21 protein-coding genes and 1 pseudogene are annotated in these 24,360 nt (G+C 66.7%); 9 read left to right on the forward strand and 13 right to left on the reverse strand.

What is annotated here, in order from left to right; genetic code table 11:
• Window positions 1-27: 27 nt before the first annotated feature.
• Genes ETR14_RS06470 through ETR14_RS06485 form a run of 4 tightly spaced genes read right to left on the reverse strand, consistent with a single transcriptional unit; the run spans window position 28 to window position 6,777 of the window.
• The gene (locus ETR14_RS06470) at window positions 28-1,965 is read right to left on the reverse strand and encodes a tetratricopeptide repeat protein (protein WP_129383901.1); all 1,938 of its coding nucleotides are present in this window, start codon (window positions 1,963-1,965) and stop codon (window positions 28-30) included.
• Window positions 1,962-3,326 (reverse strand): PEP-CTERM-box response regulator transcription factor, encoded by a 1,365-nt coding sequence (gene prsR, locus ETR14_RS06475; protein WP_129391446.1) that lies wholly within the window; start codon window positions 3,324-3,326, stop codon window positions 1,962-1,964. Before prsR ends, ETR14_RS06470 begins: the two co-directional genes overlap by 4 nt.
• A complete protein-coding gene (gene prsK, locus ETR14_RS06480) occupies window positions 3,323-5,389 on the reverse strand; it encodes an XrtA/PEP-CTERM system histidine kinase PrsK (protein WP_129383902.1) in 2,067 nt (688 codons plus the stop codon). The genes prsR and prsK overlap by 4 nt, the downstream gene beginning before the upstream one ends.
• Window positions 5,389-6,777 carry a TIGR03013 family XrtA/PEP-CTERM system glycosyltransferase gene (locus tag ETR14_RS06485; protein WP_129383903.1) on the reverse strand — a complete coding sequence of 463 codons (1,389 nt, stop codon included), beginning with the start codon at window positions 6,775-6,777 and terminating at the stop codon, window positions 5,389-5,391. Before ETR14_RS06485 ends, prsK begins: the two co-directional genes overlap by 1 nt.
• 159 nt (window positions 6,778-6,936) lie before the next feature.
• On the opposite strand from ETR14_RS06485, the gene ETR14_RS06490 reads away from it, so the two are divergent.
• The 6 genes and pseudogenes from ETR14_RS06490 (at window position 6,937) to ETR14_RS06510 (ending at window position 11,280) form a co-directional block, all read left to right on the forward strand.
• Window positions 6,937-7,890, forward strand: coding sequence for an aldo/keto reductase (locus ETR14_RS06490; RefSeq protein WP_129383904.1), 954 nt, complete (start codon window positions 6,937-6,939; stop codon window positions 7,888-7,890).
• 83 nt (window positions 7,891-7,973) lie between these two features.
• Window positions 7,974-8,189, forward strand: coding sequence for a hypothetical protein (locus ETR14_RS06495; RefSeq protein ID WP_129383905.1), 216 nt, complete (start codon window positions 7,974-7,976; stop codon window positions 8,187-8,189).
• 334 nt (window positions 8,190-8,523) lie between these two features.
• Window positions 8,524-8,721: pseudogene (locus ETR14_RS29065) on the forward strand (chorismate mutase); the annotation flags it as partial.
• A 402-nt stretch (window positions 8,722-9,123) separates the two neighbouring features.
• Window positions 9,124-10,287, forward strand: coding sequence for a 3-deoxy-7-phosphoheptulonate synthase (locus ETR14_RS06500; RefSeq protein WP_243455901.1), 1,164 nt, complete (start codon window positions 9,124-9,126; stop codon window positions 10,285-10,287).
• Complete coding sequence (locus tag ETR14_RS06505) at window positions 10,284-10,808, forward strand: prephenate dehydratase domain-containing protein (RefSeq protein ID WP_165356344.1); 525 nt, start codon at window positions 10,284-10,286, stop codon at window positions 10,806-10,808. The genes ETR14_RS06500 and ETR14_RS06505 overlap by 4 nt, the downstream gene beginning before the upstream one ends.
• 112 nt (window positions 10,809-10,920) lie before the next feature.
• The gene (locus tag ETR14_RS06510) at window positions 10,921-11,280 is read left to right on the forward strand and encodes a response regulator (RefSeq protein WP_129383908.1); all 360 of its coding nucleotides are present in this window, start codon (window positions 10,921-10,923) and stop codon (window positions 11,278-11,280) included.
• Here ETR14_RS06510 and ETR14_RS06515 read toward each other — a convergent pair whose 3' ends face one another.
• From ETR14_RS06515 to ETR14_RS06525, 3 genes are all read right to left on the reverse strand, one after another.
• Window positions 11,281-12,591: an amidohydrolase gene (locus ETR14_RS06515; protein WP_206186061.1), complete on the reverse strand. Its 1,311-nt coding sequence runs from the start codon at window positions 12,589-12,591 to the stop codon at window positions 11,281-11,283. It abuts the gene before it with no gap.
• Between the two features lie 11 nt (window positions 12,592-12,602).
• Window positions 12,603-13,247: a DUF4893 domain-containing protein gene (locus tag ETR14_RS06520; protein ID WP_129383910.1), complete on the reverse strand. Its 645-nt coding sequence runs from the start codon at window positions 13,245-13,247 to the stop codon at window positions 12,603-12,605.
• Between the two features lie 196 nt (window positions 13,248-13,443).
• Window positions 13,444-14,229: a 3-hydroxybutyrate dehydrogenase gene (locus ETR14_RS06525; protein ID WP_129383911.1), complete on the reverse strand. Its 786-nt coding sequence runs from the start codon at window positions 14,227-14,229 to the stop codon at window positions 13,444-13,446.
• Window positions 14,230-14,384: 155 nt separating this feature from the next.
• Here ETR14_RS06525 and ETR14_RS06530 point away from each other — a divergent pair, with 155 nt between their 5' ends.
• The gene (locus tag ETR14_RS06530; RefSeq protein ID WP_129383912.1) at window positions 14,385-15,311 is read left to right on the forward strand and encodes a neutral zinc metallopeptidase; all 927 of its coding nucleotides are present in this window, start codon (window positions 14,385-14,387) and stop codon (window positions 15,309-15,311) included.
• Window positions 15,312-15,314: 3 nt separating this feature from the next.
• Here ETR14_RS06530 and ETR14_RS06535 read toward each other — a convergent pair whose 3' ends face one another.
• Genes ETR14_RS06535 through ETR14_RS06555 form a run of 5 tightly spaced genes read right to left on the reverse strand, consistent with a single transcriptional unit; the run spans window position 15,315 to window position 20,200 of the window.
• Complete coding sequence (locus ETR14_RS06535; protein ID WP_129383913.1) at window positions 15,315-15,827, reverse strand: O-acetyl-ADP-ribose deacetylase; 513 nt, start codon at window positions 15,825-15,827, stop codon at window positions 15,315-15,317.
• Entirely contained in the window at window positions 15,824-16,516 is a 693-nt protein-coding gene (locus tag ETR14_RS06540) for a type 1 glutamine amidotransferase (RefSeq protein WP_129383914.1), read from the reverse strand. The genes ETR14_RS06535 and ETR14_RS06540 overlap by 4 nt, the downstream gene beginning before the upstream one ends.
• A 50-nt stretch (window positions 16,517-16,566) precedes the next feature.
• The gene (locus ETR14_RS06545) at window positions 16,567-18,396 is read right to left on the reverse strand and encodes a tetratricopeptide repeat protein (RefSeq protein ID WP_129383915.1); all 1,830 of its coding nucleotides are present in this window, start codon (window positions 18,394-18,396) and stop codon (window positions 16,567-16,569) included.
• The gene (locus ETR14_RS06550) at window positions 18,393-19,679 is read right to left on the reverse strand and encodes a hypothetical protein (RefSeq protein ID WP_129383916.1); all 1,287 of its coding nucleotides are present in this window, start codon (window positions 19,677-19,679) and stop codon (window positions 18,393-18,395) included. The genes ETR14_RS06545 and ETR14_RS06550 overlap by 4 nt, the downstream gene beginning before the upstream one ends.
• On the reverse strand, window positions 19,676-20,200 hold the full coding sequence (locus ETR14_RS06555) for a nuclear transport factor 2 family protein (RefSeq protein ID WP_129383917.1): 525 nt from the start codon (window positions 20,198-20,200) through the stop codon (window positions 19,676-19,678). Before ETR14_RS06555 ends, ETR14_RS06550 begins: the two co-directional genes overlap by 4 nt.
• Window positions 20,201-20,927: 727 nt before the next feature.
• Between ETR14_RS06555 and ETR14_RS06560 the strand changes: the two genes are divergently transcribed.
• Window positions 20,928-21,674: a class I SAM-dependent methyltransferase gene (locus ETR14_RS06560; RefSeq protein ID WP_129383918.1), complete on the forward strand. Its 747-nt coding sequence runs from the start codon at window positions 20,928-20,930 to the stop codon at window positions 21,672-21,674.
• Between the two features lie 30 nt (window positions 21,675-21,704).
• Window positions 21,705-23,003, forward strand: a complete 1,299-nt coding sequence (locus tag ETR14_RS06565) for an MFS transporter (RefSeq protein WP_206185986.1) — start codon at window positions 21,705-21,707, stop codon at window positions 23,001-23,003.
• Here ETR14_RS06565 and ETR14_RS06570 read toward each other — a convergent pair.
• Window positions 22,990-24,351 carry a cytochrome P450 gene (locus tag ETR14_RS06570; RefSeq protein WP_129383919.1) on the reverse strand — a complete coding sequence of 454 codons (1,362 nt, stop codon included), beginning with the start codon at window positions 24,349-24,351 and terminating at the stop codon, window positions 22,990-22,992. The two genes, ETR14_RS06565 and ETR14_RS06570, sit on opposite strands and share 14 nt — an antisense overlap.
• Between the last annotated feature and the right edge of the window lie 9 nt (window positions 24,352-24,360).

Genomic DNA, 24,360 nt, shown 5'->3' on the forward strand with positions numbered 1-24,360 from the left:
CTTCGGACACGGCCTTGCCTATCCGGCTCAGGCGCCCGCCCCGCCTGCGGCCGCAAGATGGGCACGGATGGCGGCATCGCTCGGCGCCCCGCGCGCTGCGCGATCGAGCAGCGCCAGTCCTTCCATTCTCGCTTCGCCGCTCTTGTAGAGCAGCCAGCCGAGCGTGTCGGCGGTCGCCGGATTGCGCGGATCGAGCGCGTAGGCCCGGCGGGCGAGCGGGATGGCACGGTCGAATGCGCCTTTTTCCGAATAGGCCCAGGCGAGGTTGTTGAGCAGCGTCGCGTCGCGATTGCCGAGGCGTCGGCGAAGCCCCTCGTACAGCGCGATCGCCTCATCCCACTGCCGCGCCTTGAGAAAGCTCGCGGCCGCGAGTTGCTGGGCCGGCACGTTTTGTGGGTTCTGCGCAAGGAACAGGGTCAGCACCCTGGTCGCGGCGGGCTCGTTGCCGGAATTGCGCAAAGCCTCGATCAGCCGCATCGCCACAGGCTCGGTGAAGGCGATGTTGGCGGCCTTGCGATATTCCTGCGCCGCCGCTGCGAAATTGCCCTGGATGCCGAGCGCGTCGCCGACCAGCATCTGCGCATCGGGCGCACCGGGAAAGGCAGCCTGCAGCGCACGGGCGCGAGCCAGCGCCTCGCCGCCGTTGCCGCGACCGAGCAGCGCGCGAACCAGGTCGACCTGCAGCGAGGCGTCGCGCGGATTGGCATCGGCCCTGACGCGGAGATCGTCCAGCGTGGCATCGTCAACGGGACCGGAGAGCAAGGCGACGGCATCGCGGCGCTGCGGCTGCGCCGCACGGGCGAGATAATGGGCGGCGAGATCGGCATTGCCGCGCCGCTGGAAGGCCTTTCCGATCAGGCTCAGCACATAGGGATCGGCATCGGGTCGGTCGGCCAGCGGGCGCAGCGTCTCGACCGTCGCCGCAGCATCGCCCTGACGCCATTGCGCGACCGCGAGCAGCCGGCGCGCCTTGAAGTTGGCGGGCTGCATGTCGAGCAGGCTGCGGAGACGAACCACCGCCTGTTCGGAACGCCCGGTCTGCAGATCGATGATTCCGGCGAGGAGCAGGCCCGCCGGTTGCAGCTCGAGGGCGCCGCCGGTGCGATCGTAGAGGGTCCGGGCAAGCGGGAACTTGCCGGCGCGGGCGGCGAGCATCGCCTGCAGGAACCACGGCACCGGATGATCGGACTGGATCGCCAGGATCCGGCGGCTGTCGGCGAGCATGGCGTGCATGCGGCCGAGATCGGCGAGGGTCGCCGCCCGTTCCGACAGCGCCAACACCGAGTTGGAATCGATCGCGAGCGCCTTGTCGAACCACGGAATCGCTGCAGCGAGGCCATATTGGCTGCGGGTGAGCTCCCCGCGCAGGGTCAGCGCCTCGACATTGTCGGGATCGAGCGCGATGGCGCGATCCGCCGCCGCCATCGCCTCGCCGAGCGCGCCAGTGTTGCGACGGAAGCGGGCGACATCGGTCCACACCCAGGTGTCGTCGGCGCCGGCCGCCATGGCATCGGTGAAGGCGTCGGCCGCCTTTTCGAGCGCGCCGAGCGCATAATAAGCGCGGCCGGCCATCCGCACGCCGTAGGCGCGGTGCGCAGGTGGCGCCTGCTCCGCCTCGGCCGCGGCCTCGTCGAATTTCTTCTGCAGGAAATAAGCATGGGCGAGGAGATGATGCAGCTCCGACGCCCGCACGCCCAGCTTGCGGGCGCGCAGCAGCTCCGCCTCGGCAGCGATGCCGTCGCCGAGCAGCAAATGGGTTCGGGCCTGGGCGATGCGGATGCGCGGATCGGCGGGCGCGCCGTCGATCGCGTTCAGCAACTCCACCTTGGCCGTGCGCGGATCGCCGGCATCGAGCGCCGCGAGACCCTTGCGGTACGACACCTCGGGGTTGTCGGCGGCGGCGCCGGAACAGGCGGAGACGCCGAGCAGCAGCGAGACTGCGATGACGAGGCGCTTCCGGGTCACGGCTGCAGCCCATATTGCTTGAGCAGATCGTAGAGGGTCGGCCGGCTGATCCCGAGCAGCTTGGCGGCGCTCGAGATATTGTTCTCGCTGCGCGCCAGAGCCTGGCGGATGGCGCGGCGATCAGCCGCTTCCCGCGCCGCCTTGAGATTAAGCGGCAGGCCTTGTTCCTCGTCCGTTTCGAGATCGAGATCCTCGGCAGTGACATGCTTGCCGTCGGCCATGATCACCGCCCGCTTCATTCGGTTCTCGAGTTCGCGAACGTTCCCGGGCCATTGCCAGGCGTCGACGGCGGCGAGCGCCGCCGGTGTGAAGCCCTTGACCTGCGGGTTCATCTCGCGGGCGAAGCGGTGGAGGAAATGCTTGGCGAGCAGCACCGCGTCGCCGGCGCGCTCGGCAAGGCTGGGGATGCGGACGACGATTTCCGCGAGCCGGTACCAGAGGTCCTCGCGGAAGCTCCCCGCCTTGATCATCTCGGGCAGATCCTGGTGGGTCGCACACACGATCCTGGTATCGACCGCAATCGGCTTGCGGCCGCCGATCCGCTCGATCGTCCGCTCCTGCAGGAAGCGCAGCAATTTGACCTGGAGCGGAAGCGGGATGTCGCCGACCTCGTCGAGGAACAAGGTGCCGCCATGCGCCTGCTCGATCTTGCCCTCGGTGGTCTTGACGGCGCCGGTGAACGCGCCGCGCTCGTAGCCGAACAGTTCGGCCTCGAGCAGGTTCTCCGGAATCGCCGCGCAATTGATCGCGACGAAACCGCCAGCGGAACGGCGGCTGGCCTTGTGAAGGCCGCGTGCCAGCAATTCCTTGCCGGTGCCGCTGGCGCCGAGCAGCATCACCGACACATTGGTGTTGGCGACCCTCTCGATCGTCCGCGCGACCTTCATCATCTCGGGCGCTGCGGTGAGCATCGTGCCCAGCACAGTGCGATCCTCGCCGACCCGGCTTTCGAGCCGGCGATTCTCATGCTCGATGCCGTGCAGCTGGAACGCGCGGCGAACGATCAGCCCGAGCTGATCGATGTCGACGGGCTTGTGGTAGAAATCATAGGCGCCAGACGAAATTGCGCGCAGCGCGCTTTCGCGCGCGCCGTGGCCGGACGCGACGATGACCTTGGTCTCGGGCTTGAGCGCAAGGATCTTCTCCAGGGTCGCGAAGCCCTCGCTCACCCCGTTCGGATCCGGCGGCAGGCCGAGATCGAGCGTCACCACCGGCGGCTCCTCGGCGCGCAGGATATCAATCGCGGCATTGCGGTCGGAGGCGATCAGCACCTCGTAATCGTCATAGGCCCAACGCAGCTGGCGCTGCAGGCCCTCGTCGTCTTCGACGATCAGAAGCTTGGCTTTGGCCTCGGCGGTCATGCGCGCATCCGTTCGGGTGAAAGATAATGGCTCGGCTCGGCGAGCGGCAGGATGATGGTGAAGCACGTCCCCTCCCCTTCGATGCTGGCGACTTCGAGCCGCCCGCCGATCGCTCCGACCAGCGCCCGCGCCTCGAATGCGCCGACCCCGAAGCCGCCGTCCTTGGTCGATGCGAAGGGCTGAAACAGCCGGCCCCGGATGAATTCGGCCGACATACCGGCGCCATTGTCGATGATCTCGATCAGCGCGGTGCCGTCCTCGGCGCGCAGCCGAAGCAGAACCGGCGCGCCGCCGTCGCTCGCATCAATCGCATTCTGGAGCAGATGGGTGATCGCCTGCTCGAGCGCGCGGGCATCGACCACAGACACCAGGCCGGGCTGCGCCGCCACTTCGACCGGGTGCAACCGCCTCTTGCCTTCGGCCAAGGCGGAAAGGATGTGGCCGAGACTGGTCGGACGCGGCGTATCGCCCTCGGCTCCGGCGTTGCGGGACAGGCGGGCGAGCAGATCGTTCATCTTCTTCACCGAGCTCTGAAGCGTTGCGATCATGTCCTGGCGAAAGGCCGGATTGTCGGCGTGCCGTTCGGCATTACGGGCGACGAGGCTGAGCTGGCTGACCAGATTCTTGATATCGTGGAGGATGAAGGCGAAGCGGCGATTAAATTCGTCGAACCTCTGCGCGTTGGCGAGCGCTTCCTGGCTGCGCGCTTCGGCGAGATAGCTCGCCGCCTGGATACCCGCGGCGCGGAACAGATCGAAATCCTCCCAGTCGAGCGCGCGCCGGATCTGCGGGTGCTGGAGGATGACGAGACCGACCAGGCGATCGCTGTGGAGCAAGGGCACACCTGCCCAGGCAATTTCGAGCGCGGCGAGCCGGTCCGTGGAGGGCGTCGTCTGGCCGGTCGGGGCCGTTCGCGCGGCATCCAGATCGAGGATGTGGGCCGTCTGTTCGAGGAAAGCGATCAGGGCTGCGTCATCGCCGGCTTGCGGCAGCGGATCGTGCCAGTTGACCCGCGCCTCGACGACCAGCCGGCCATTCTCGTCGGGCGCGAGCAACAGTCCACCGGGACTTTCGGCGATGTCCGCAATCGCCTTGACGACGCGCTGGCCGAGCGGCGGCGCGTCATGGCCCGCCGCACCTACGGTTCGGGTGAAACGCAGCCATTCCTCGCGATAATCGTAGCGATGCTCGAAGAAGTGCTTGGCCAGCATCACCCGCAGCCAGGCGCGCGGCCGTCCCGACGGCAGGACCAGCCCGGCGAGCGCGATCATGGCCGAGACCAGGCCGACCTGGCCCAAACGCACCCAGTCGCCGCCGACGATTTCCAGCGCCCGCGTCGCCGACATCATCACCATCAGATAAAGGAAGATCGCGATCGCGGAGAGTGACTGGAAAGTCGCGGCGCGGCTGAGCTGGAAGCGCCACTCGGTGTCGCGCCGGGTGGCGGCGGCGAACAGCGAGGCAACCAACACCAGCACCAGGCCGCGAAATGCGATCAGGTCGTGGACCGGCGAACGGGTGAGATAGCCTGTCGTGTAGAGGTGGAGATCGTAGGTCCACATCGCGGCAAGCGCGATCATCGGCAGCTTCAGCCCCGAGCGGCTGTCCGGCGCGGCCTGGCCGTAGAGATTGTGGACGAGGACGAGCGCTCCGGCGGAGATGAGCAGCCCCAGCATCTGCGCGGTCGAGGTCAGCGCCTGATAGGCCAGCGGCTCGGTTTCGAATCGCGGCAGCACCCCGGCGATGGTGATCTGCAGGCCGATGACTCCGCCGATCACACCGTAGACGATGCGCACCGCACGCTGGCGCTCGACGTCGGCGCTGCGCACGATCGCGTACATGAAGGACAGGAAGGCGAAGTTGCGGCCGCTTTCCGCAAGTCCGGCGGCAAGCGAGGAGGCGCCGACGAAAGCGACCAGGATCGCCCAGGCGCTGGTCACGGCGAATGCGCCGGCGAGATGCCGGCTGCGCGCGCCCTGCCGCCAGTGGCGAAGCTGGCGAACGGCGAGAATGCCGAACGCCAGCGCGGCGAGCGCGTGCATCCAGACACCGAAACCGAGCATCAGCGCGCGCCGTCCGGCCAGAGCACCACACGTACCGTCTGGAGCAGGATCAGCAGATCGAGGAAGGGCGTGTAGTTCTTGGCGTAATAAAGATCATATTCGAGCTTCTGGCGCGCATCCTCGACGGAGGCTCCGTACGGAAAGTTGATCTGCGCCCAGCCGGTAATGCCGGGCTTCACCACGTGCCTTTCGGTATAATAAGGCAAACGCGATTCCAGATCGGAAACGAATTGCGGCCGCTCCGGGCGGGGGCCGACGAAGCTCATCTCGCCTTTCAGCACGGTCCAGGCCTGGGGCAGCTCGTCGATCCTGAGCTTGCGGATGATCGAACCGATCCGGGTAACCCGGGGATCGTCCTTCTGCGCCCAGACCGCCTTGCCGCCGACTTCGGCATCCTGACGCATCGAGCGGATCTTCAGGATTTCGAACGGCTGGCCGTAGAGGCCGATCCGCCGCTGCCGGAAGAAGGCCGGTCCGGCGCTCTCCAGCTTCACCGCCGCCGCGGTGAGCAGGATGATCGGCCCGAAGACGAGCAGGATCACCGCGCTTACCGCGATGTCGAACAGCCGCTTGCCGCCGCTCGACAAGCGGCGTCCCGCGGAAAAGCCGTCGGAGAAGATCAGCCACGACGGATTGAGGCTGTCGAGATCGACCCGCCCCGTCTCGCGCTCCAGGAAGGAGGAGATTTCGTTGACATGGACTCCGGTGGTCTTGATCCGAAGCAGGTCGGCGAGCGGCAGCGCGTTGCGCCGTTCCTCGAGCGCGAGCACGACTTCGCTGACCCCGAGGCGGACGACATGATCGTTGAGGTTCGCGATCGCGGCGCGGTTCACCGCGCTCGGCACCACCACGCCGCCGTCGTTCATGGCGACGTAGCCGGCAATGGCGAAGCCCGCCCCCTCGCGCCGGGCGACGTCGGCGAGCCGGGCGGCGCGAGGCCCCGCGCCGAGAACGAGCACGCGGCGCTTGAAGGCGTCGTGACCGACCAACTGGCCCGCAACTACCCGGACGACGAACAGGCCGAACAGCGCAAGCGCCATCGCGTAGAGCAGATTCGAGCGCCAGAAGGTGACCGCCGGCAGCATGAAGAAGACGAAGGCGAGCAGCAGCACGCCGAGCGAGATCGCGACGACGAGGCGCGCCGTGCCGATCCGCATCGATCGCAGCGCATCGGCGCCGTAGACGCCGACGCCGACCATCGCCAGCTCGAGCACGACCGCGAAGGTGAGCAGATGCGGGAGTCGGTCAACGTCGGGATCGGCCTGGGAATCGATCTGCCACAACCGCAGCAGCCATCCCGCCTCGCCCGCCAGCATCAGCAGGACGAAGTCGATCAGGCCGAGCAACAGGACGGTATGGGGGACGTAATGCTTGAACAGCCTTACCATCGCGCCATCGCCTCAGATGTAAGCTTTTCCGACACGGCGCGTGGTGTCGCGCAAATTGACAAAGATTCGGTGAAGGAGGCTGGCCGAGAGACAGGGACGCTCCGTGCAGCCAACCCGCCTACTCCGAGTTCTTACCCGGCCATGATGAAGGAACATCCGATGCCTGAACTCCGCCGTCTCGGCCGCAGCGACCTTTCCACGCCCCGCCTGGTGCTCGGCGGCAATGTGTTCGGCTGGACGGCCGATGCGGCGACGTCGTTTCGCACTCTCGATCGCTTCGCCGAGGCCGGCGGGCTGATGATCGACACGGCGGACGTCTATTCCGCCTGGGTCGAGGGCCATCGCGGGGGCGAGAGCGAGACGATCATCGGCGAATGGATCCGGCGCCGTGGTGGTACCCGAGGCGTGCTGATCGCGACCAAGGTCGGAATGCTGCCCGGCGAGGGCGGCGAGAAACTGGCGCCGGCGCGGATCGCCGCCGCTGCGGAGGCGTCGCTGAAGCGGCTCGGGGTCGACACCATCGACCTCTATTACGCGCACCAGGACGATCCGGAGACGCCGATCGACGACGTTCTCCAGGTTTTCGATGCTCTCGTACGGGACGGGAAGGTCCGCACGCTCGGCGCGTCCAACTTTACCGCCGAGCGCCTGGAGGAGTCGCTCGCAGCCGCGTCCCGCCTCGGCACCGCGCGCTACGAGGTGCTGCAACCGGAATATCATCTGATGGCGCGTGAGGATGTCGAAAGAGCACTGCAGCCGCTTTGCGTGTCGGAGGACATTTCGATCCTTCCTTATTACGGCCTCGCCTCCGGTTTCCTCACCGGCAAATACCGCCGGCGCGAGGATTTCGGCCAAAGCGTGCGCGGCGGGCGGATGGAGCGGTTCTGGAACGCGCGCGGCTTCGCCGTGCTCGAGGCGCTCGATGCAGTAGCCGCCGAGGCTCGGGCGACCCCGGCGCAGGTCGCACTTGCCTGGCTCGCCGCGCAGCCCGCCGTCGCGGCCCCGATCGCCAGCGCGCGCACGCCGGAGCAATTGGAAGAGCTGCTGCCGGCAATGACCTTGGAACTCACCGCGGACCAGCGCGCGCGCCTCGACGCCGCGTCCCGCAGCTGAACAGCGCTTCGCGCCGCGACCGCGCTTGGCCGTTGATGCGGCGGGCTCCGTTGGCCTAGCATGGCCGGCGAGGAGATATCGACGTGCCGCTCTTCGCAAGCGCGAGACAGATCATGTGCCGGCTCGGCCACCACATCGCGGAACCTGGCGAGGTGTGGAATCGCGGCTACTTCTTCACTCGCTGCAGCGGGTGCGGCGCCGATCTGGTTCGCACGGCGTCGGGCAAGTGGCACGTGCCGAAGGGCCGCAAGGTGGTCTGGAAGCCGCGCAAGGCCCGCGGCCGCAGGCCCGGCGAATAGGATCCCGTACCTCTCCGGTCGCGCCGTCTCTGGCTCATGGGTTTGGGTTTGCGACAGCCCGCCGCATTGAGTGTTGACAGAATGGGATCCCATCGGCAGTTTCAGAGTACAGGCCGATCAAGGCTCGGAAAGGAGGCAGAGATGAAGAACGGACAGATCGTCGCCCGCTTCGAGGCTCTCTCCTTTCATCTCGGCAGCTTCGCTTCGTTTATGGGCCGGTACGCCTGAGGGCGTGCCGGAGTCTCACCCCCGAAGCCACCCATCCTGCCCACCTGCCGAAAGAGCCGCTCCCCCCGTGCAAGCGCCACGCGAGCGGTGACAGTGAGACATCATCATGCCTGACCGCCTGAGCGCGCTCCGCGCCGAAATCGACTCTCTCGACGACCAGATCCTCGACCTCATCGAACGCCGCCTCGCCGCCTCGGCAGCGATCTCCGCCGCCAAGGGCAATGGCGAGGACGGCCGGCTCAAGCTCCGCCCCCGCCGCCAGGCCGAGGTAATCGCCCGCCTGCAGGGGCGTGCCGAAGCGACTCCGGCGGATGCGGTGGCGCTGATCTGGCGCGAACTGATGGCGCATACGCTGCAGGCGCAGGCGCGCACCGAGATCATCCTGTGCGGCGACGAAATTCCGGACCGGCTCGATCTTCAGGTGCGCGATCATTTCGGCACGGCATTCCCGATCCGACGCGTCGGATCGCGCGCGGAAGCGCTGCGCCTGGCCCGCGAGGAAGAAGCGATTGCGGTGCTCGGCACCCCGCTCGCCGCCGGCGAGGGCGATGGCCTGCTGGTCTTCGACATCGTCCGCGACGCGGGCGACGCAACGATCGGCTATGCAGTCGGCCGGATCGCGCCGGGCGACACCATCGAGACTGCCGGGGAAGCGGCCGGTCCGAGCTGGTCGCCCGGGAGTTGGCGCGCGCGTCCGGCAGCGCAGATGCCGGTCTATCCGGACGCGGCAGCGCTTGCCGCAAGCGAGCGGGCGCTGACCGAGCGTTCGCCGCTGGTTCCGCTCTGCGAAGTGACGGCTCTTCGGGCACGGCTTGCGCGGGTCGCGGCGGGCGCAGCCTTCCTCGTCCAGGGCGGCGATTGCGCCGAAAGCTTCGCCGAATTCAGCCCGGAGAAGGTCCGGCGCGACGAGCAGCTCCTGCTCGGCATCGGCAGCCTGATCGCGTCCGCCGGTCCCTCCGTGGTCCACGTTGCCCGCGCCGCTGGCCAGTTCGCGAAGCCGCGCTCGGCGACAATGGAGAGCGAAGCGGGGATCAGCCTGCCGAGCTATCGCGGCGATGCGGTGAACGGCCGCGCGTTCACCAGCGCCAGCCGCGCCCCTGAGCCCGAAAGGTTGATCGAGGCGTACGAACAGGCCCGCGCCACCCTCACCCTCCTCGGCGCCTACCGCCTGGCGGAGCGCAGCCGTGACATGGTCTATGCGAGCCATGAAGCATTGCTGCTCCATTACGAACAGGCGCTCACCCGCCAGGATCCCGAGACCGGCCTGCACTGGGCCGGCTCGGGCCACATGGTCTGGATCGGCGAGCGCACCCGCGCCATCGGCGGGGCGCACGTCGAATATGCCCGCGGCATCGCCAACCCGATCGGTCTCAAGTGCGGTCCGACGATGGCTGCGGACGAGCTGCTTCGCTTGATCGATCTGCTCGATCCGGACAACGAGGCCGGACGGCTGGTGCTGATCGGCCGGTTCGGGGCCGCGCAGGCAGGCTCGGCGCTTCCGTCGCTGATGCAGGCGACGCGCCGTGCGGGGCGCCGGGCGATCTGGTCGATCGATCCGATGCACGGCAACGGCTCGGTCGTGCGGGGCGTCAAGACCCGCAACCTCACCGACATTCTCACTGAGACCCGGACCTTCTTCGAGGTCGCTGCGGCGGAAGGGGTGCATGCGGGCGGCATCCATCTCGAGATGACAGGCAGCGACGTTACCGAATGTCTCGGCGGCCAGGCATGCGGCGGCGAAAGTGAGCTCGGCCGGCGCTATCTCAGCCATTGCGATCCCCGCCTCAATCCGCCGCAGGCGCTGGAAGTGGCGATCGCGGTCGCGTCCCTGGTCGGCCGGGCGGCCGAGCGTCGCTCGGACGCCGCGTGAAGGTCGCCTATCAGGGGGCGCCCGGCGCGTTCGGCCATCAGGCGGCGCTCGCTTTCTGCCCGGGCTGCGAGCTCGTGCCGGCAGACACGTTCGCCGAAGTCGCGCGGGCGGTCGCCTCCGGCGGGGCCGAGCGCGGGGTGCTGCCGGTCGAGAACAGCCGCGCAGGTCCGGTCGAGGGCGTTGCCGAGATCATCGCATCGAGCGGCGTGCGGGTGCTCGCCGAGCATCCCCTCCGCGTTCGCATGCACCTGCTCGCGCTGCCCGGCGTCACGCTCGCGGACGTGAAGCTCGTCCGCAGCCATCCGGTCGCCTTGCTGCAATGCGCGGAAAAGGTGGCGGCGCTCGGCCTCGAAGCCGAGCCCGCCGCCAACACCGCGTTCGCGGCCCGCGATCTGAGGACCCGGGATCGCGCGGTGCTGGCGTCGGAAGCCGCGGCCTCCGCCTACGGGCTCGCCATTCTGGTGCCGGACATGCAGGACGATCCCGACAATGCCACCCGCTTTGCAGTGATCGCAAAGTAATCTTCGCGGCAGGCAAGCGCCCGGCGCCGAACCATGCGAAGCGGCAAACGAGACTTGCCCCGAGGCAGCAGAGCCCGCAAAGACGCGCCGCCGGCCTTCTGAGGAACTTGCCATGTCGATTGCGGGAACGAGGATCCTCCTGGTCGAAGACGAGGCGATCATCGCGATGATGGCCGAGGATATGCTGGAAGAGCTCGGCTGCGAGATCGCGGCGGCGGCGACGGCGCTGCCGGCCGCGCTCGAACTCGCCGAGCAGACGGCGTTCGACGTCGCCCTGCTCGATATCAATTTGAACGGGGTCGACAGCGCGCCATTGGCGGAGATGCTCCGTGCCCGCGGAACGCCGTTCATCTTCACCACCGGCTATGGTTCGGCCGGGCGCCCTCCGGCGTTCACCGACGTTCCGCTGGTCAGCAAGCCTTACCGTGCCGAAGATCTGGCCGAGGCGATCAGGACCGCGATCAGCGCCTGATCATCTCTTGCCGAGCACGCCCAGCGCGCCGGTGACGAGGCTCTCGGTCGCGGTCGAGATCACCGCCTCCGCATCGGGCGCCCAGAACGGGCTGTGCAGGCTCGGCAGCTTGGCGGGATCGCCTGCTGCCTGGTCCCACTGCGCCTTGGGCACGCCGCCGACCCACAATATCGTGCTCTCGATCGACTTGTCGGCGAGGTGGAAGCGGCTGAAATCCTCGCCGCCCATCACCGGCTTGGTCTTGAGCACCCGGTCCGGCCCAAAACGCGCAGTGAGCAGGGCGGCGGTATCCGCCGTCAGCTTGTCGGTATTGTAGGTCGCGGGCGTATATTCGCTCATCTTGTGGGTGACGACCGGCATCCGATCCTTGGGCATGCCGGCGGCGATCGCCTCGCCCTCGACGATCCGCCGGATGCCGTCGAGAAGGATCTTGCGGGTCTCGTCGGTATAGGAACGGACGGTGAGCAGCAACGTCGCCTCGTCCGAGATGATGTTGTGCTTGGCGCCCGCATGAAAGCTGCCGACGGTCACCACCGCGGGCTCCTGCGGATCGACTTCGCGGCTGACCAGGGTCTGGAGTGCCATCACGATCCGGCTGGCGAGCACGATCGGATCCTTGGTGGTGTGCGGATAGGCGCCGTGGCCGCCAATGCCTTTCACCTGGATGTCGACGCTGTCGACATTGGCGAGCGCAGGTCCGACCGAATAGCCGACCACGCCGGCCGCGAGCCCGGCGCTGTCGTGAAAGGCGAGCGCGTGGGTTGGCTTGGGGAAGCGCGTGTATAGGCCGTCGTCGAGCATCGCCTTGGCGCCGGTGCCGATCTCCTCGCCCGGCTGCCCGATCATGACGAGCGTTCCCGACCAGCGGTCCTTCATCGCCGCCAGGCGCCGGGCGACCCCGATCCAGGTGGTCATGTGGGTGTCGTGGCCGCAGGCATGCATCACGCCGCTCTCCACCCCGGCGAGGCTGGTGCCGCGAAGCTTGGAGGCGAAAGGTAGCCCGGTCTGCTCGATCACCGGCAGCCCGTCCATATCGGCGCGGATCAAGAGGACCGGGCCCGGGCCGTTCTTCATCACCGCGACGACGCCGGTCTTGCCGACGCCGGTGGTGACCTCGAAACCCAGCTTCTTCGCTTCGGCGGCGAGCTTCGCCGCGCTCTTCACCTCCTGCATGCTGAGCTCGGGATTGGCATGGAGGTCGCGATAGATGGTCATCAGCGACGGCATGTCGGCGCGCACCTGATCGGCAAGCGGATCGGCCGCGGCCGGCACGGCGAACGCGAGCAGAAGGGCGGCGGGAAGACGAGCCATGCGCATGTCAGTCACTCCTCGGGGATCAGCTCGATCACGTCGACGAGCGATTCGAAATGGGGGCGGGGAAATACCAGGCGCCAGCGGCGGTCCTCGATCCGCTCGAGGAGTCCGGCGAGTGCCCGATCCTCGTCATGGCCGTAGCGCAGGGTGCCTTCCTCGTCGCCGAGCTGCAGCGTGCCGAGGAAGATCATGCGCTGGTCGCTATCCGGAAACAGCCGCCCGATCGGACGCTGCGAGCCGGTCAGCTTGGCGAATTCCCGGGTCGTCTCGCCCGGGCCGATGCGGCAGCGAAAGGCGGGATAGGTGACATAATCGAGCAGGCCTTCGCTCTTGGCGCCGAGCTTGAGCACCCGGCAGCGATAATCGCCGGCCGGAGGCGATACCTGCGCCATGGCGGCGTCCGGCACCAGCAGTCGTCCCTCGGCGACGATCGCGTCGCCGTGACCGCCGGTGCGAGCCTTTTGCAGCGCCTCCAGCCAGGCGTCGCGCCAGTCGCGGATGCGGGCACGGTCGGTGTCGGTCGCGACCGCGCGCCAGGCGGCATCTTTTTGGGGCACCGCCTCGGCAGGGCCGGTCCGCTCGGCAGCGCAGCCGGCCGCCAGCAGCATGAGCGGGATCAGGGCGCCGTGCACCGGCTTGAGCGAGGACATCATCGCCTCAGCATAAGGCGTATGGCGGATCGATCAACGCCGCAGAAACAGCCGGAAGGGCCACCCCCTTTCCCTCCACGAAATCGCGGATGGGAGGCGGAAGGCGGAGCGACCGGAGAGCATCGCCTGTGCCGCCCCGCCCCGTTCTGCTCCCATGCAGCATTTGCTGGAGGGGTGGGGGTGGCCCGTCTTCAAACCTTTACGCTGCCGTCCAGCCGCCATCCATCGACAGATTCGCGCCGGTGATCGACGCCGCCTCATCGCGGCACAGGAAGAGCGCCAGCGCCGCTACCTCCTCGACGGTGACGAACTTCTTGGTCGGCTGGGCGGCGAGCAGGACGTCGTTCATCACTTGCTCGCGGGTGAGGCTGCGGGCCTTCATCGTGTCCGGGATCTGATTCTCGACCAGAGGTGTCCAGACATAGCCGGGGCTGATGCAGTTGACCGTGATGCCCGCGGTCGCCGTTTCCAGCGCCACCGCCTTGGTGAAGCCGGCGACGCCGTGCTTGGTGGCGACATAGGGCGCCTTGTTGGGGCTGGCGACGAGGCTGTGCGCGGAGGCCGTGTTGATGACTCTCCCCCAGCCTTTCGCCTTCATCGCCGGCAAAGCGAGGCGCGTGGTGTGGAACACCGCCGAGAGGTTGAGCGCGATGATCAGATCCCAGCGGTCTACCGGAAACTGATCGATCGGTGCGACATGCTGCATGCCGGCATTGTTGATCAGGATGTCGATCGCCCCGAAGCGATCGGCCGCCTGATCGATCATGCGCTCGATCGCGCTCGGATCGGTGAGATCGGCATTGCTGTACAGGGCCCCTGCCCCGCTTGCCTGTTCCAGACCGGAGCGGATCGCCTCGATCGCGGCGTCGTCACCGAAGCCGTTGATGACGATGTTGGCCCCCTCGGCGGCGAGTGCCTGGGCGCAGGCGAGGCCGATACCCGAGGTGGATCCGGTGACGAGGGCGGTCTTTCCCGAAAGCAGCATGCGCGCCTTCTCCTTGGCTGATGGTCAGCCGCTCTTTCCGGCCTCGCCGCGGCATTTGCAACCGTGGCCGGGTTCCGCGCATTCTCCCGGTTCGAACCTGAGGATCAAGGCCGGCGCCCGCCTGGCGTTGCACCTCGCAGCAGGAAGTGAGCCGGATGCGCCTCGACGATTATCGAACGAGTGACAATGTCAGCGATCAGCGCGGGCAGAGTTTCGGCGGCGGCGGGTTCGGCGGCGGCGGCGGCGGGATCTTCGGCCTGCTGTTCGGACTGGTGCTCAGTCGCTTCGGAATCGGCGGCGTTCTGATCCTGGCGCTCGGCTATTGCGCGCTCACCACCCTGGGCGGCGGAGGATCGCTCGGCGTCGGCGGAGGCACAGAGGTCGCGCCGCATCAGGCGCGCGGCGGCGCCAATGCGCAGGAAGCCTGCGCGATCGATCCGGCCAGCAAATTCTCCTGCCAGGTGCTCGCCAATACGGAGGACACCTGGTCGCGCATCTTCCAGGCACAGGGCCAGAGATATCAGCCCGCCGGCTTCGTCTTCTACGGCGGCAGGGGACAATCGGGCTGCGGCGCGGCGCAATCGGCGATGGGCCCCTTCTACTGCCCCACCGACAACCGCATCTACCTGGACACGTCATTCTACGGCGAGTTGCAGAACCGCTTCGGTGCTGCCGGCGATTTCGCGCAGGCCTATGTCATCGCCCACGAGGTCGGTCACCATCTGCAATTCCTGACCGGCACGCTGAACCGCGCGCACGAGCAGCAGCAAAGCGTGTCGAGCCGCGAGGGCAATGCCATCCAGGTCCGCGTCGAGTTGCAGGCGGATTGCTATGCGGGCGTGTGGGCCGCCAACGCTAAGGACGCACAAGGACGTGCGGCGCTGGAGCCCGGCGATATCGAAGAAGGACTTCGCGCGGCCCAGGCGATCGGCGACGACACGCTGCAGCGCCAGGCGCAGGGCCGGGTCGTCCCCGAAGCCTTCACCCATGGTAGCGCCGAGCAGCGCCAGCGCTGGCTGCGGCGCGGGCTGGAGAGCGGCGATCCCGCCAGCTGCGACACGTTTGCGGCCGCCACTGTCTGAGGTTCAGTCCCGCTCCACCGCGCGGGCGTAGACCGCTCGCGCGTCGGGGCTGAAGCAGACGAACAGGACCTCGTCGAACGCCTCCGGCGCCGCAACGATTTCGGCAGCGACCGTCTCGGCGGCCACGCTTGCGGCGTCCTCGACCGGGTAGCCGTAAATCCCGGTCGAGATCGCAGGGAAGGCGATGCTCCGCAGGCCGTGCCGGCGCGCGAGCGCAAGGCTGTTGCGGTAGCAATTCGCCAGAGTTTCCGGCTCTCCCTGTCCGCCGCCGCGCCAGACTGGACCGACCGTGTGGATGACGTGGGCTGCGGGAAGCCGATAGCCTTTGGTGATCTTCGCCTCACCCGGCCGGCAGCCGCCGAGGGTTCGGCATTCCGCAACGAGCTCCGGGCCGGCAGCACGGTGAATGGCGCCGTCCACTCCGCCGCCGCCGAGCAGGCTCGAATTGGCGGCATTGACGATCGCGTCGACGGCCAGGGTGGTGATGTCCCCCTCGATCACCCGCCACGCGGTCATTCCGGCTCGTCCCTGAGGAAGCTGCGTATCCAGCCGGCGACGCAGGCGCTGTCGTTCGGGCCTGCCAGCGACGCGATCGCCGCGTCCGGATCGGGCAGGCGGTCGCGCCGGCTCTCGACCAGTGCCTGCGCGAAGGCGGGAGCGAATTCCGGATGGAACTGCATCGAAAGCGCCGGATGGTCGGTATAAGCGAGGACGCCATAGGGGCTGAACGCGCTGCCCGCGAGCACCTCGACAGCAGGCGGCGGAACCACGATCTGATCCTGGTGCGATGCCGGCACCGAGACGCGCGCTTCGCCGTTCATGAACGGTCGCTGCGTCTTGATCTCCAGCGTTTGCAGGCCGACGCCCCAGCCACGCTCCGATTTCTCGACGATCCCGCCGAACGCCTCGGCCATGATCTGGTGGCCGAAGCAGATGCCGACGATTCTCGCCTTGCCCTTGGCCGCACGCAGGAAGTCCTTGAGCGGCGCGATCCAGGGATGCTCTTCATAGACTCCGGCGGGCGAGCCGGTGACCAGATAGGCCGGGAAGTCTTCCGGCCGTTCCGGCAGCTCGCCCGCAGCGACATCGAAGGAAACGGCTTCGAAGTCTCTCCCGAGCAAATCCGCGAACATGGCGGGGTAGGTGCCGAAGCGGCCGGCGAGATCCGCGGGCGGACGGCCCGTCTCGAGAATGGCGATGCGCATCGCCGCTATCTAAGGCGCGTTCGCCCCCCGGTGAAGGGGAGCGCCCCTGTTCACGCGGCCAGCCGCAGATCCCGTGCCTTCTCCAGATCGCGGAGATATTGGTCCTCGTGCGCCATTGCCCGGTAGATTTCGGCGCGATTCTCGTAGTGGCTCGGTTCGTCGCGCTCGATGGCGATGACATGATCCATGTCGCGCAGCGCACCGGTGAGATCGCCCCGCGCGAAATAGGCCACCGCACGATTGACCCGCGCCGTGACCAATTCCCCGTCGAGCGCAATCGCCGTCTCGATATCGGCCAGGGCTTCGTCTTCCCGGCCGAGCGCATCCAGGATCTCCGCCCGCATCAGCAGCGCTTCGCTTTGTGCGGGATCGAGTTCGAGGCTGTAGCCGAAAGCAGCCAGCGCCTCGTCCCATTGCTCGAGATGGGTATGGCACACTGCCTTGTTGAAATGCACCTGCGGATAGGGCGCGCTGTAGGCGATCGCCCGATCATAGGCTTCGAGAGCCTCCGCGTAGCGCTCCTGCCGTTGCAGGATGTTGCCTGCCTCGTTGTGATATTCCGAATAATAAGGGTCCATCTCCGCTGCCTGGGCATAATAAGCGAGCGCATCATCGAGGCGATCGAGCATCACGTAGACCTGAGCGGCATTATATTGCAGCACCGAGCGATGCAGCTTGTGCCGGTGCTCGCCGAGCTCGGCGGTAAGCAAGGCATAGCCTTCGGTGCACAGCGCAAGCGCCTCTTCCCGACGCCCCTGCCGTACCCGCAGGAAAGCAAGACCATTGTCGCTGAACACCTTGAAGAAATGATATTCGTCCGGCGGCAGCATGCCCCGCGCTGCCGCGACCATCTCTCCGGCGAGGCCGAGATGATGTTCGGCGCGGCCTATGTCCTGCACCGTCGCGTAGCGCAGATGCACCATCGCAAGCACGTAGTTCATCTTTGCGAGCAGATCGGGGCGGGTCAGATGCTCGCCGGCGAGGGCTTCCACGACGGATTGGGCGCGGTCCTGCTGACCCACCATGACCAGACCCTGGAAGATGTTGCCGACGAGGTTCCAGCGCAGCACCTGATCGTCACCCACGATTGCGTCGAAATGCGGCAGCACCGCCTCGGCGAAGCTGCCGGATTCATGATAATAGCCGTAGTGATTGCAGATCGAGAGCGCCCGGATCGCCAGACGCGCCGCCGCCAGTTCGTAGCCGTAATGACGGTAATGCGCGAGCAAGGCCGGATAATGCTGCTCGAACAGATCGAAGCCGCAGCTGTCCAATACAGCCTCGAGCTGCTCTTTCTCTTGCTCGTCGATGATGGTCGACGGCAGCTCGTTCTGCACCAGCTCCGCAAAGGGCTCCGGCGCGCTGGCATTTCCATCTTCGGTTTCGACGACGACTTTGATCGACGATGCGCGCCGCGCGAGCTCCGCGAAGAAGCGCCGGCTGAGATGCTGCGCCTCGTCGAAGCCACGCGCGAGCACGGTCCATTGGCCGGTCGGCGCGACTTCCCGCTGCCAATCGACGATCAGTTCGACGAGGCTGTGGACGATGCGATAGGCACGATCGAGCGGGAAGTTGCGAGTCCGCTCGGTGCCTTCGCTGCTGTCGGTCAAGGTCGCATGAACCAGGGCGAGCCCCTGCCGATGCCTGGGCAGCACCATGTGCAGCGCGTAATTGTAGCGGTCGATCAGATCGTCGCGACCGAGCCGGCGCAGCGCCAGATACGCGGATTCGACCAGATCCTCGATTCCCGCCCAGGTGCCCCGGTGCGAGAAGCGCGCGTCGAGGACGAAGGCTCGGTCTTCGCCGCGAGTTCCGGGATCGCGTCCGGCCTCCCCTCGCCCGGTAAGTGTACGGAAACGATGGTCGACAGCTGCGCTCATATCCGTTGCTCCTCTCCGCGCGTCGGCATCAGCCTGCGCTTCAACCACATGATCATTCCGGTGCCGAACAACGTCAGCGATATCGCCAGGAAGCAGATCTGATCGACGACGGTGGCGAACGGCGCCGTCGGATCGCGGAAGGTGCGGTAGGCCTGGGCGACGTAATGAACCAAGGTCGGGATCAGGACGAAGATCAGCATCGTCACCGCCATCAGCCGTCCGAGCAACCAGATTCCGGCGAACATCCGCAGCACCGAGCGCTGTTTGTAATGCGCAGATGGCGCCGCTTTGCCGAAGCGTCCGCCGCTCAGCCGATGCCCGAGCTCGCCCAGATAGAGACGCGCGTCGCTATCGAGATCGGGATAATTGAGATGGGTGCACAGCACGTAATACACGTCCGTGCGCAGGAAGATGTTGAACTGCCAGGTCAGCGTGATGATGATCTGCAGCACCAAGGCCTTGAGCAGCTGGGTGAGATAATCATGTCCACCCTGGGCGAGCAGGCCGGCAATCACCAGCGTCGTCACCGAAATGGTGAAAAGATCGGTCAGCATCCCGGCGAGCAGCGGCAGGTAGCGCTGCCGTTTGGGAAGTGCGTGGATGCCCGAAAGATCCGCCTCCGCGACGATCGCCCACAAACGGTTCCCGATGCCCAGTTTGGAACGGACGCCGTAGCGGGCGGCGGCGAGCATATGGCCCAGTTCGTGGAAGCTGACGGTGCAGGCATAGAGCAGCAGCAGCGGGATCATGGTGAGGGTGATATCGTGCTCGAGCGCGAGCGCGCCCCAGTCGGGCCGAAGCGCCGGATCGGCCACCATCTTGTAGCCGGCAATCCCGATGACGGCGACGTAGAGCAGAAGGGTGGCGGGCGACAGCAGAGCGCGGGCAACAGCAGGGCTGCAGGCGAAGGTGAGGCGACGGTCGGATGGTTGCCTGGCCAATCGCCGCTTGAAACCATCTACTTCATCGGCAGGATAGACGAAGCCGATCTCGACGAGCGAAGCGATGAAATCGTCGACATCCAGATCGTCGCTATATTCACGGGCAAGAATGGTCTTCACCCGAGCCGCGTCGAGGCCGCTGCGCAAAAGCTCGATGATCCGTACGCCCTCGGCCGGAAACTGGTAGAATTCCTCCAGATCTGCATTGCCCACCATATAGTCGGCACCGTCCTGCTGGATGGACAGCGGGATGACGAAATAGCGATCGGACCCGATATCCAGGCTACCCTGCGGCGCCATGCCGGGCACGTCGCTGGCGAGGGGAATGACGGCCTCCGTCATTGTCGCGCCTCCGCGCCGCCGGCCCGAACCGGCGTGTACTGAACAGAGGCCAGCAGCCAGGTGCCGTGGGAGCGCTTCGCGACATAGGTCGCCCGCATCGCCCCGGCGGATCGCGGCGGCGGCAACACGTAATCAAGTCTCGCCACTCCCACCGCGGCGGTGCCGAATTCACGAACCACCAAATCCGCGACGTCGATGCGCGGCGCACTCTTTGCGTTTTCCGGTGCGTAAAAGCCTTGCATCGCCGTGCGATCGTCGACATCTCCGATCGGAGACACCTCCAGATAATCGGGCGTGGTCAACCGCTCCAGGGTTGCGACATCGCGTCCGCGCTGGGCAGCGATGAAGGATCTGATCAGGAGCCCGATTTCCGCTTCGATACCTGGCCGATCGGCAGCCTCGGCCGGGGGCGCCGCATGGGTCGATGCGGCCAGGCCACTGCTCGCGCCGAGTGCGCAGACCAACATCAGGCGTCGAGATGCCGGCCAGCGCGATCGTGCCGGCCGCGTTCGCGATTTCATGAGCGCACCTTCTTTACGTGCAAACCCGTCTTTGACATGCGCCCGGCCGGACCGCGCAGGACGCACGACGTGCGTCCCCGCATTCCCGGCCGGGCACCAATCGGTCTGCCTTAGGACAGACGGGGCCACAGGCACTCCCACCAGTCGTAAAGTGCGACAGAGGTGGTTTTGAGCTTCTGGACCTTAAGAACGGATATCTTCTTCATGTCGAATACCCTTATGCATGAGTTGAGATCCCAGCAGGAAACGATGTTCGTGCTGGCGCGAGATGACTGCGAGGCGCCCGCCTGCCGGCATGAAGCTTCACATGGCGCAAATCAGTCCCCGGAAGCATCAGTCTCAATCCATTTGGAGTCAACTTCCGACGAGCGCCATTTCGGATCGGTTATGTCGGAAACATTGACTCGACAAGTGCTAAGGGCGCACCCCTCTTCGAGTCGCTCGCCCTAAATCAGATCTACATTGATACTTATTGCTAACTGGCTTGCCAATCTTGGCGATCGATGCTGGTGTCGTATAGCGACTCACAGCCGCGCATATTCCGCGCTTTCTTCGAGATAGAGCTCAAACTTGATCTCCGATCATCGTGTCGGATCGCTTCAAGACCTAACCCGATCCGGGATGGACCGATTGCCGGCAGCTTTGCCGTGTCAAAGCGCTCGAACGCGTCGCGCTTGAACCGTCGCGGCAATGGTTCATAGTATCGGGCGATCCAGGAGGATTCGTCATGACGCCGCTTTCGCTTTCCGTCGGGCTGCTGCTCGCGCTCGCAGCCCCAGCCGCCGCGCCCCCGATCCCCGCACCGATCACGGCCGCCGTGGCCGATAGCCGCCGCCCGGAGGCAGACCGCGTCCGCGATGCGGCGCGCAAACCCGGCGAACTGCTTGCCTTCGCCGAAATCGCGCCCGGTGAAAAGGTGGCGGATTTCATCATGGGCGGCGGATATTTCACTCGTATCCTGGCTGCTGCCGTGGGCCCGAAGGGACGCGTCTATGCCTATCAGCCCGCCGAATTCATCACGTTCATGCCGGCTTACGGTACCCAGCAGGATGAGGCGGTCGCCGGCTACAAGAACGTCACCCCATCGCGGGACTCGCTATCCAAATTCGCTTTCCCGGAGCCGCTCGACGCCATCGTCACGGTCCAGAATTACCATGATCTCCACCTGAAGATGGTGCCGGCGAACTTCGCCGGCAGCGTCGCCATGAAATTCTACGAGTCGCTGAAGCCGGGCGGCGTGCTGCTCGTCGTCGATCACGTCGCCAATGCCGATCCGGAGTTCAAGGCGCCCGAGGCGCTGCACCGGATCGACCCCGCGGCGGCACGCGCGGAAATCGAACGGGCCGGATTCAGGTTCGAAGGGGCTCTGCCAATTCTCGCCAATCCGGCCGATCCGCACACCGCGAGCGTGTTCGATCCCGCGATCCGCGGCAAGACCGACCAGTTCGTGTTCAAATTCCGTAAGCCACGCTGACGCAGCGACGGATCGGGCGGGCCGGGGAGATTGGGGATTTCAGCTTCGCAGGAGCCGCGCGGCGGCGACCTCACCCGGCGTCAATGGCGGATGATCGTGCTCGCTGCACTTGGCGGCGGCCTCGAATATTATGATTTCATCGTCTACGGCATCTTCGCCCAGGCGATCGCCGCCGCCTTCTTCCCGGCCGGAGACCCGCTCGCATTGACGCTGGCCCTCGCGATCTTCTCGATCGGCTATCTGGCGCGGCCGATCGGCGGCATGATCTCGAGCCATTATGGCGACCGCTACGGCCGCAAGACCGTGTTCGTGGTCACCGTCTTCACCATGTCGGCCTGCACGCTCGCCATCGGCCTGATCCCGACCTATGCGACATGGGGCCTCGCCGCCACCTTCCTGCTGGTGCTGCTGCGCTTCATCCAGGGCCTCTGCATCGGCGGCGAACTGCCGGGCGCGATTACCTTCGTCGTCGAGACGGCGGAAAAGCGGCCGGGGCTTGCCTGCGGGATCGTCTTCGCCCTGGTCAATGGCGGCGTGCTGCTCGCCGCCTTCGTCAACCTTGCCCTCGGCGCATGGCTCAGTCCCGCAGCGATGCTCGATCATGGCTGGCGGATCGCCTTCGTGATCGGCGGCTTGCTCGGTCTGCTGAGCTTCTGGCTGCGCCGCAATCTGGAGGAAACGCCTGAATTCCTCCGCATCCGCCACGACGCCGCGCGCCAGCCAGTGCGGGAGGTGCTGCGCACGCATCCGGGTTCGATCCTGCTCGGCTGCGCCGTGGTGGCGCTGACCGCCGGGTTCAACGGCCTGCTGTTCGCGCACATGCCGGCCTATCTCGGCCAGGTGCTCGGCTACGACCGCCAGGCGGTGGCGATCGCGATGAACGTCGCCCTGCTCGCCATGTCGCTGTCGCTGCTCGCCGCATCGTGGTGGGCCGACCGGGTGCCGCCCCGTTTCCTGCTGCTCGGCTCCTCCGTGCTGCTGCTGGTCGGAGCCCCGGTCGCTTATCAACTGCTGGCCGGCGGCGGCGCCAATCTGATGCTGGTTCTGTCCTTGCTTGCGATTGCTGTCGCAGGCGCCAATGGCAGCTTCGCCTATCTGATCGCAGGGCTGTTCCCGGCGCGGGTACGCTTCAGCGGCGTCGCGTTGTCGCTCAACATCAGTTTCACCTTGCTGAGCGGCCTCGGCCCGCTCGCCGCCAATGCACTGATCCAGGCGAGCGGCCGGCCGGCAGCGCCGGGGCTGATCGTCAGTGCCGTGGCCTTAATCGGCCTGGTCGCATCTTTGTTTCTCGGCCGGCGCCAGGAGGTCGGTGCGCCTAACGCCGGCTGAGAACCAGCGGGAGGCCTCCTGCCGGCCGCAGGGTAACCATTCCGGACGGCCGTACCGCACGTCCAGGCAGCGGCGAGAAGCGCCAGCGCGCCAGCCAGTGTGCGAGTACGCTCAGCATCTCGGCGGTTGCGAAGCGCATTCCGACGCAAACGCGCGGGCCGCCGCCAAAGGGAATATATTGGAAACGGTGGTGGGCAGCCCTGGCGTCCGGCTGCCATCGCGCCTCGTCGAAGCGGTCGGGATCCTCCCACAGCCTCTGGTGGCGGTGGATCAGCCAGGGCCAGATCGAGACGAAGTCGCCCTTCGAGATCGGATGCTCGCCGATCCGGTCGTCGGCCATCGCCTGGCGATCGAAGCGCGGCACCGGCGGGTAGAGACGCATCGATTCCTCGAGCACGCGGCGCAGCAGCGGCAGACGATCGCCGAGACCCGGATCGTCGACGCCGGCGGCAAGCGCGCGTTGCGCTTCCGCCGCCACCTGCTGCTGCAGGTCCGGCTGCTCGGACAGCAGAAACAGGGTCCAGGTCAGCGCATTGGCCGTAGTCTCGTGCCCGGCGAGGTAAAAGGTCGCGGCATTGTCGACGGCGAGCGCCTGCGCCTCGGCGGGTGCGAAGCGGGCGTCGAGTGCCGCGATCATGTGGCTCAGAAAATCGTCGCCGGGCCGGCGACGGCGATCGTCGACGACTGCGCTCAAGGTTTCGCGAAGATAGATCTGGCCCCGCTTGCCGCGCCTGCCTTTCGCCGTCACCGGCACCAGGGGAAGTCCGAGCAGCACCTGCAGACGCGCGCCACCGACACCCTCCAGCGCAGCCGCGATATGGCCTATCGCCGCCTGGCTGGTGAGCCGCGGATCGCCGCCGAACAGCGCATCGGAGATCACCCGCATCGTCGTCGCGGTCGCAATCTGGGCCATGTCGATGGTGCCGCCCCACCCGGCCATCGCCGCTTCGGCGGCACGCGCGAACGATGGCAACAGGGCGTCGATCGCGGCGGGCGCGAAGCTTGCCGCGACGATCCGCCGCTGATCGCGCCACAATGCTCCGTCCGAACTCAGCAGGCCTTGCCCGATGGTCGGATGAAGCAGTTTCTTGACCAGATCCGGCTTCTGATAATTGGCGGCATTGTCGAGCATGACATGCTGGACCAGTGCCGGGTCGAGGGGAATATGCACCCGGTGCCCGAGCACGTTCCGCTCGAAATACGAAGTTTCGAACGCGCGCTTCGACCAGCCGAACACCGCATTGCGCGCCCGCTCGCCGACGAACCCTCGCCAGACCGGCACAGGACCGTCCGGCCGCGGCGGATGCGGCGGCACGTAGCGGAGGGGAGCATCGGTAGGGGTGGACATTACGAGTGC

Origin of the sequence: Sphingosinicella sp. BN140058 (assembly GCF_004135585.1) — a bacterium.
Lineage (GTDB): Bacteria > Pseudomonadota > Alphaproteobacteria > Sphingomonadales > Sphingomonadaceae > Allosphingosinicella.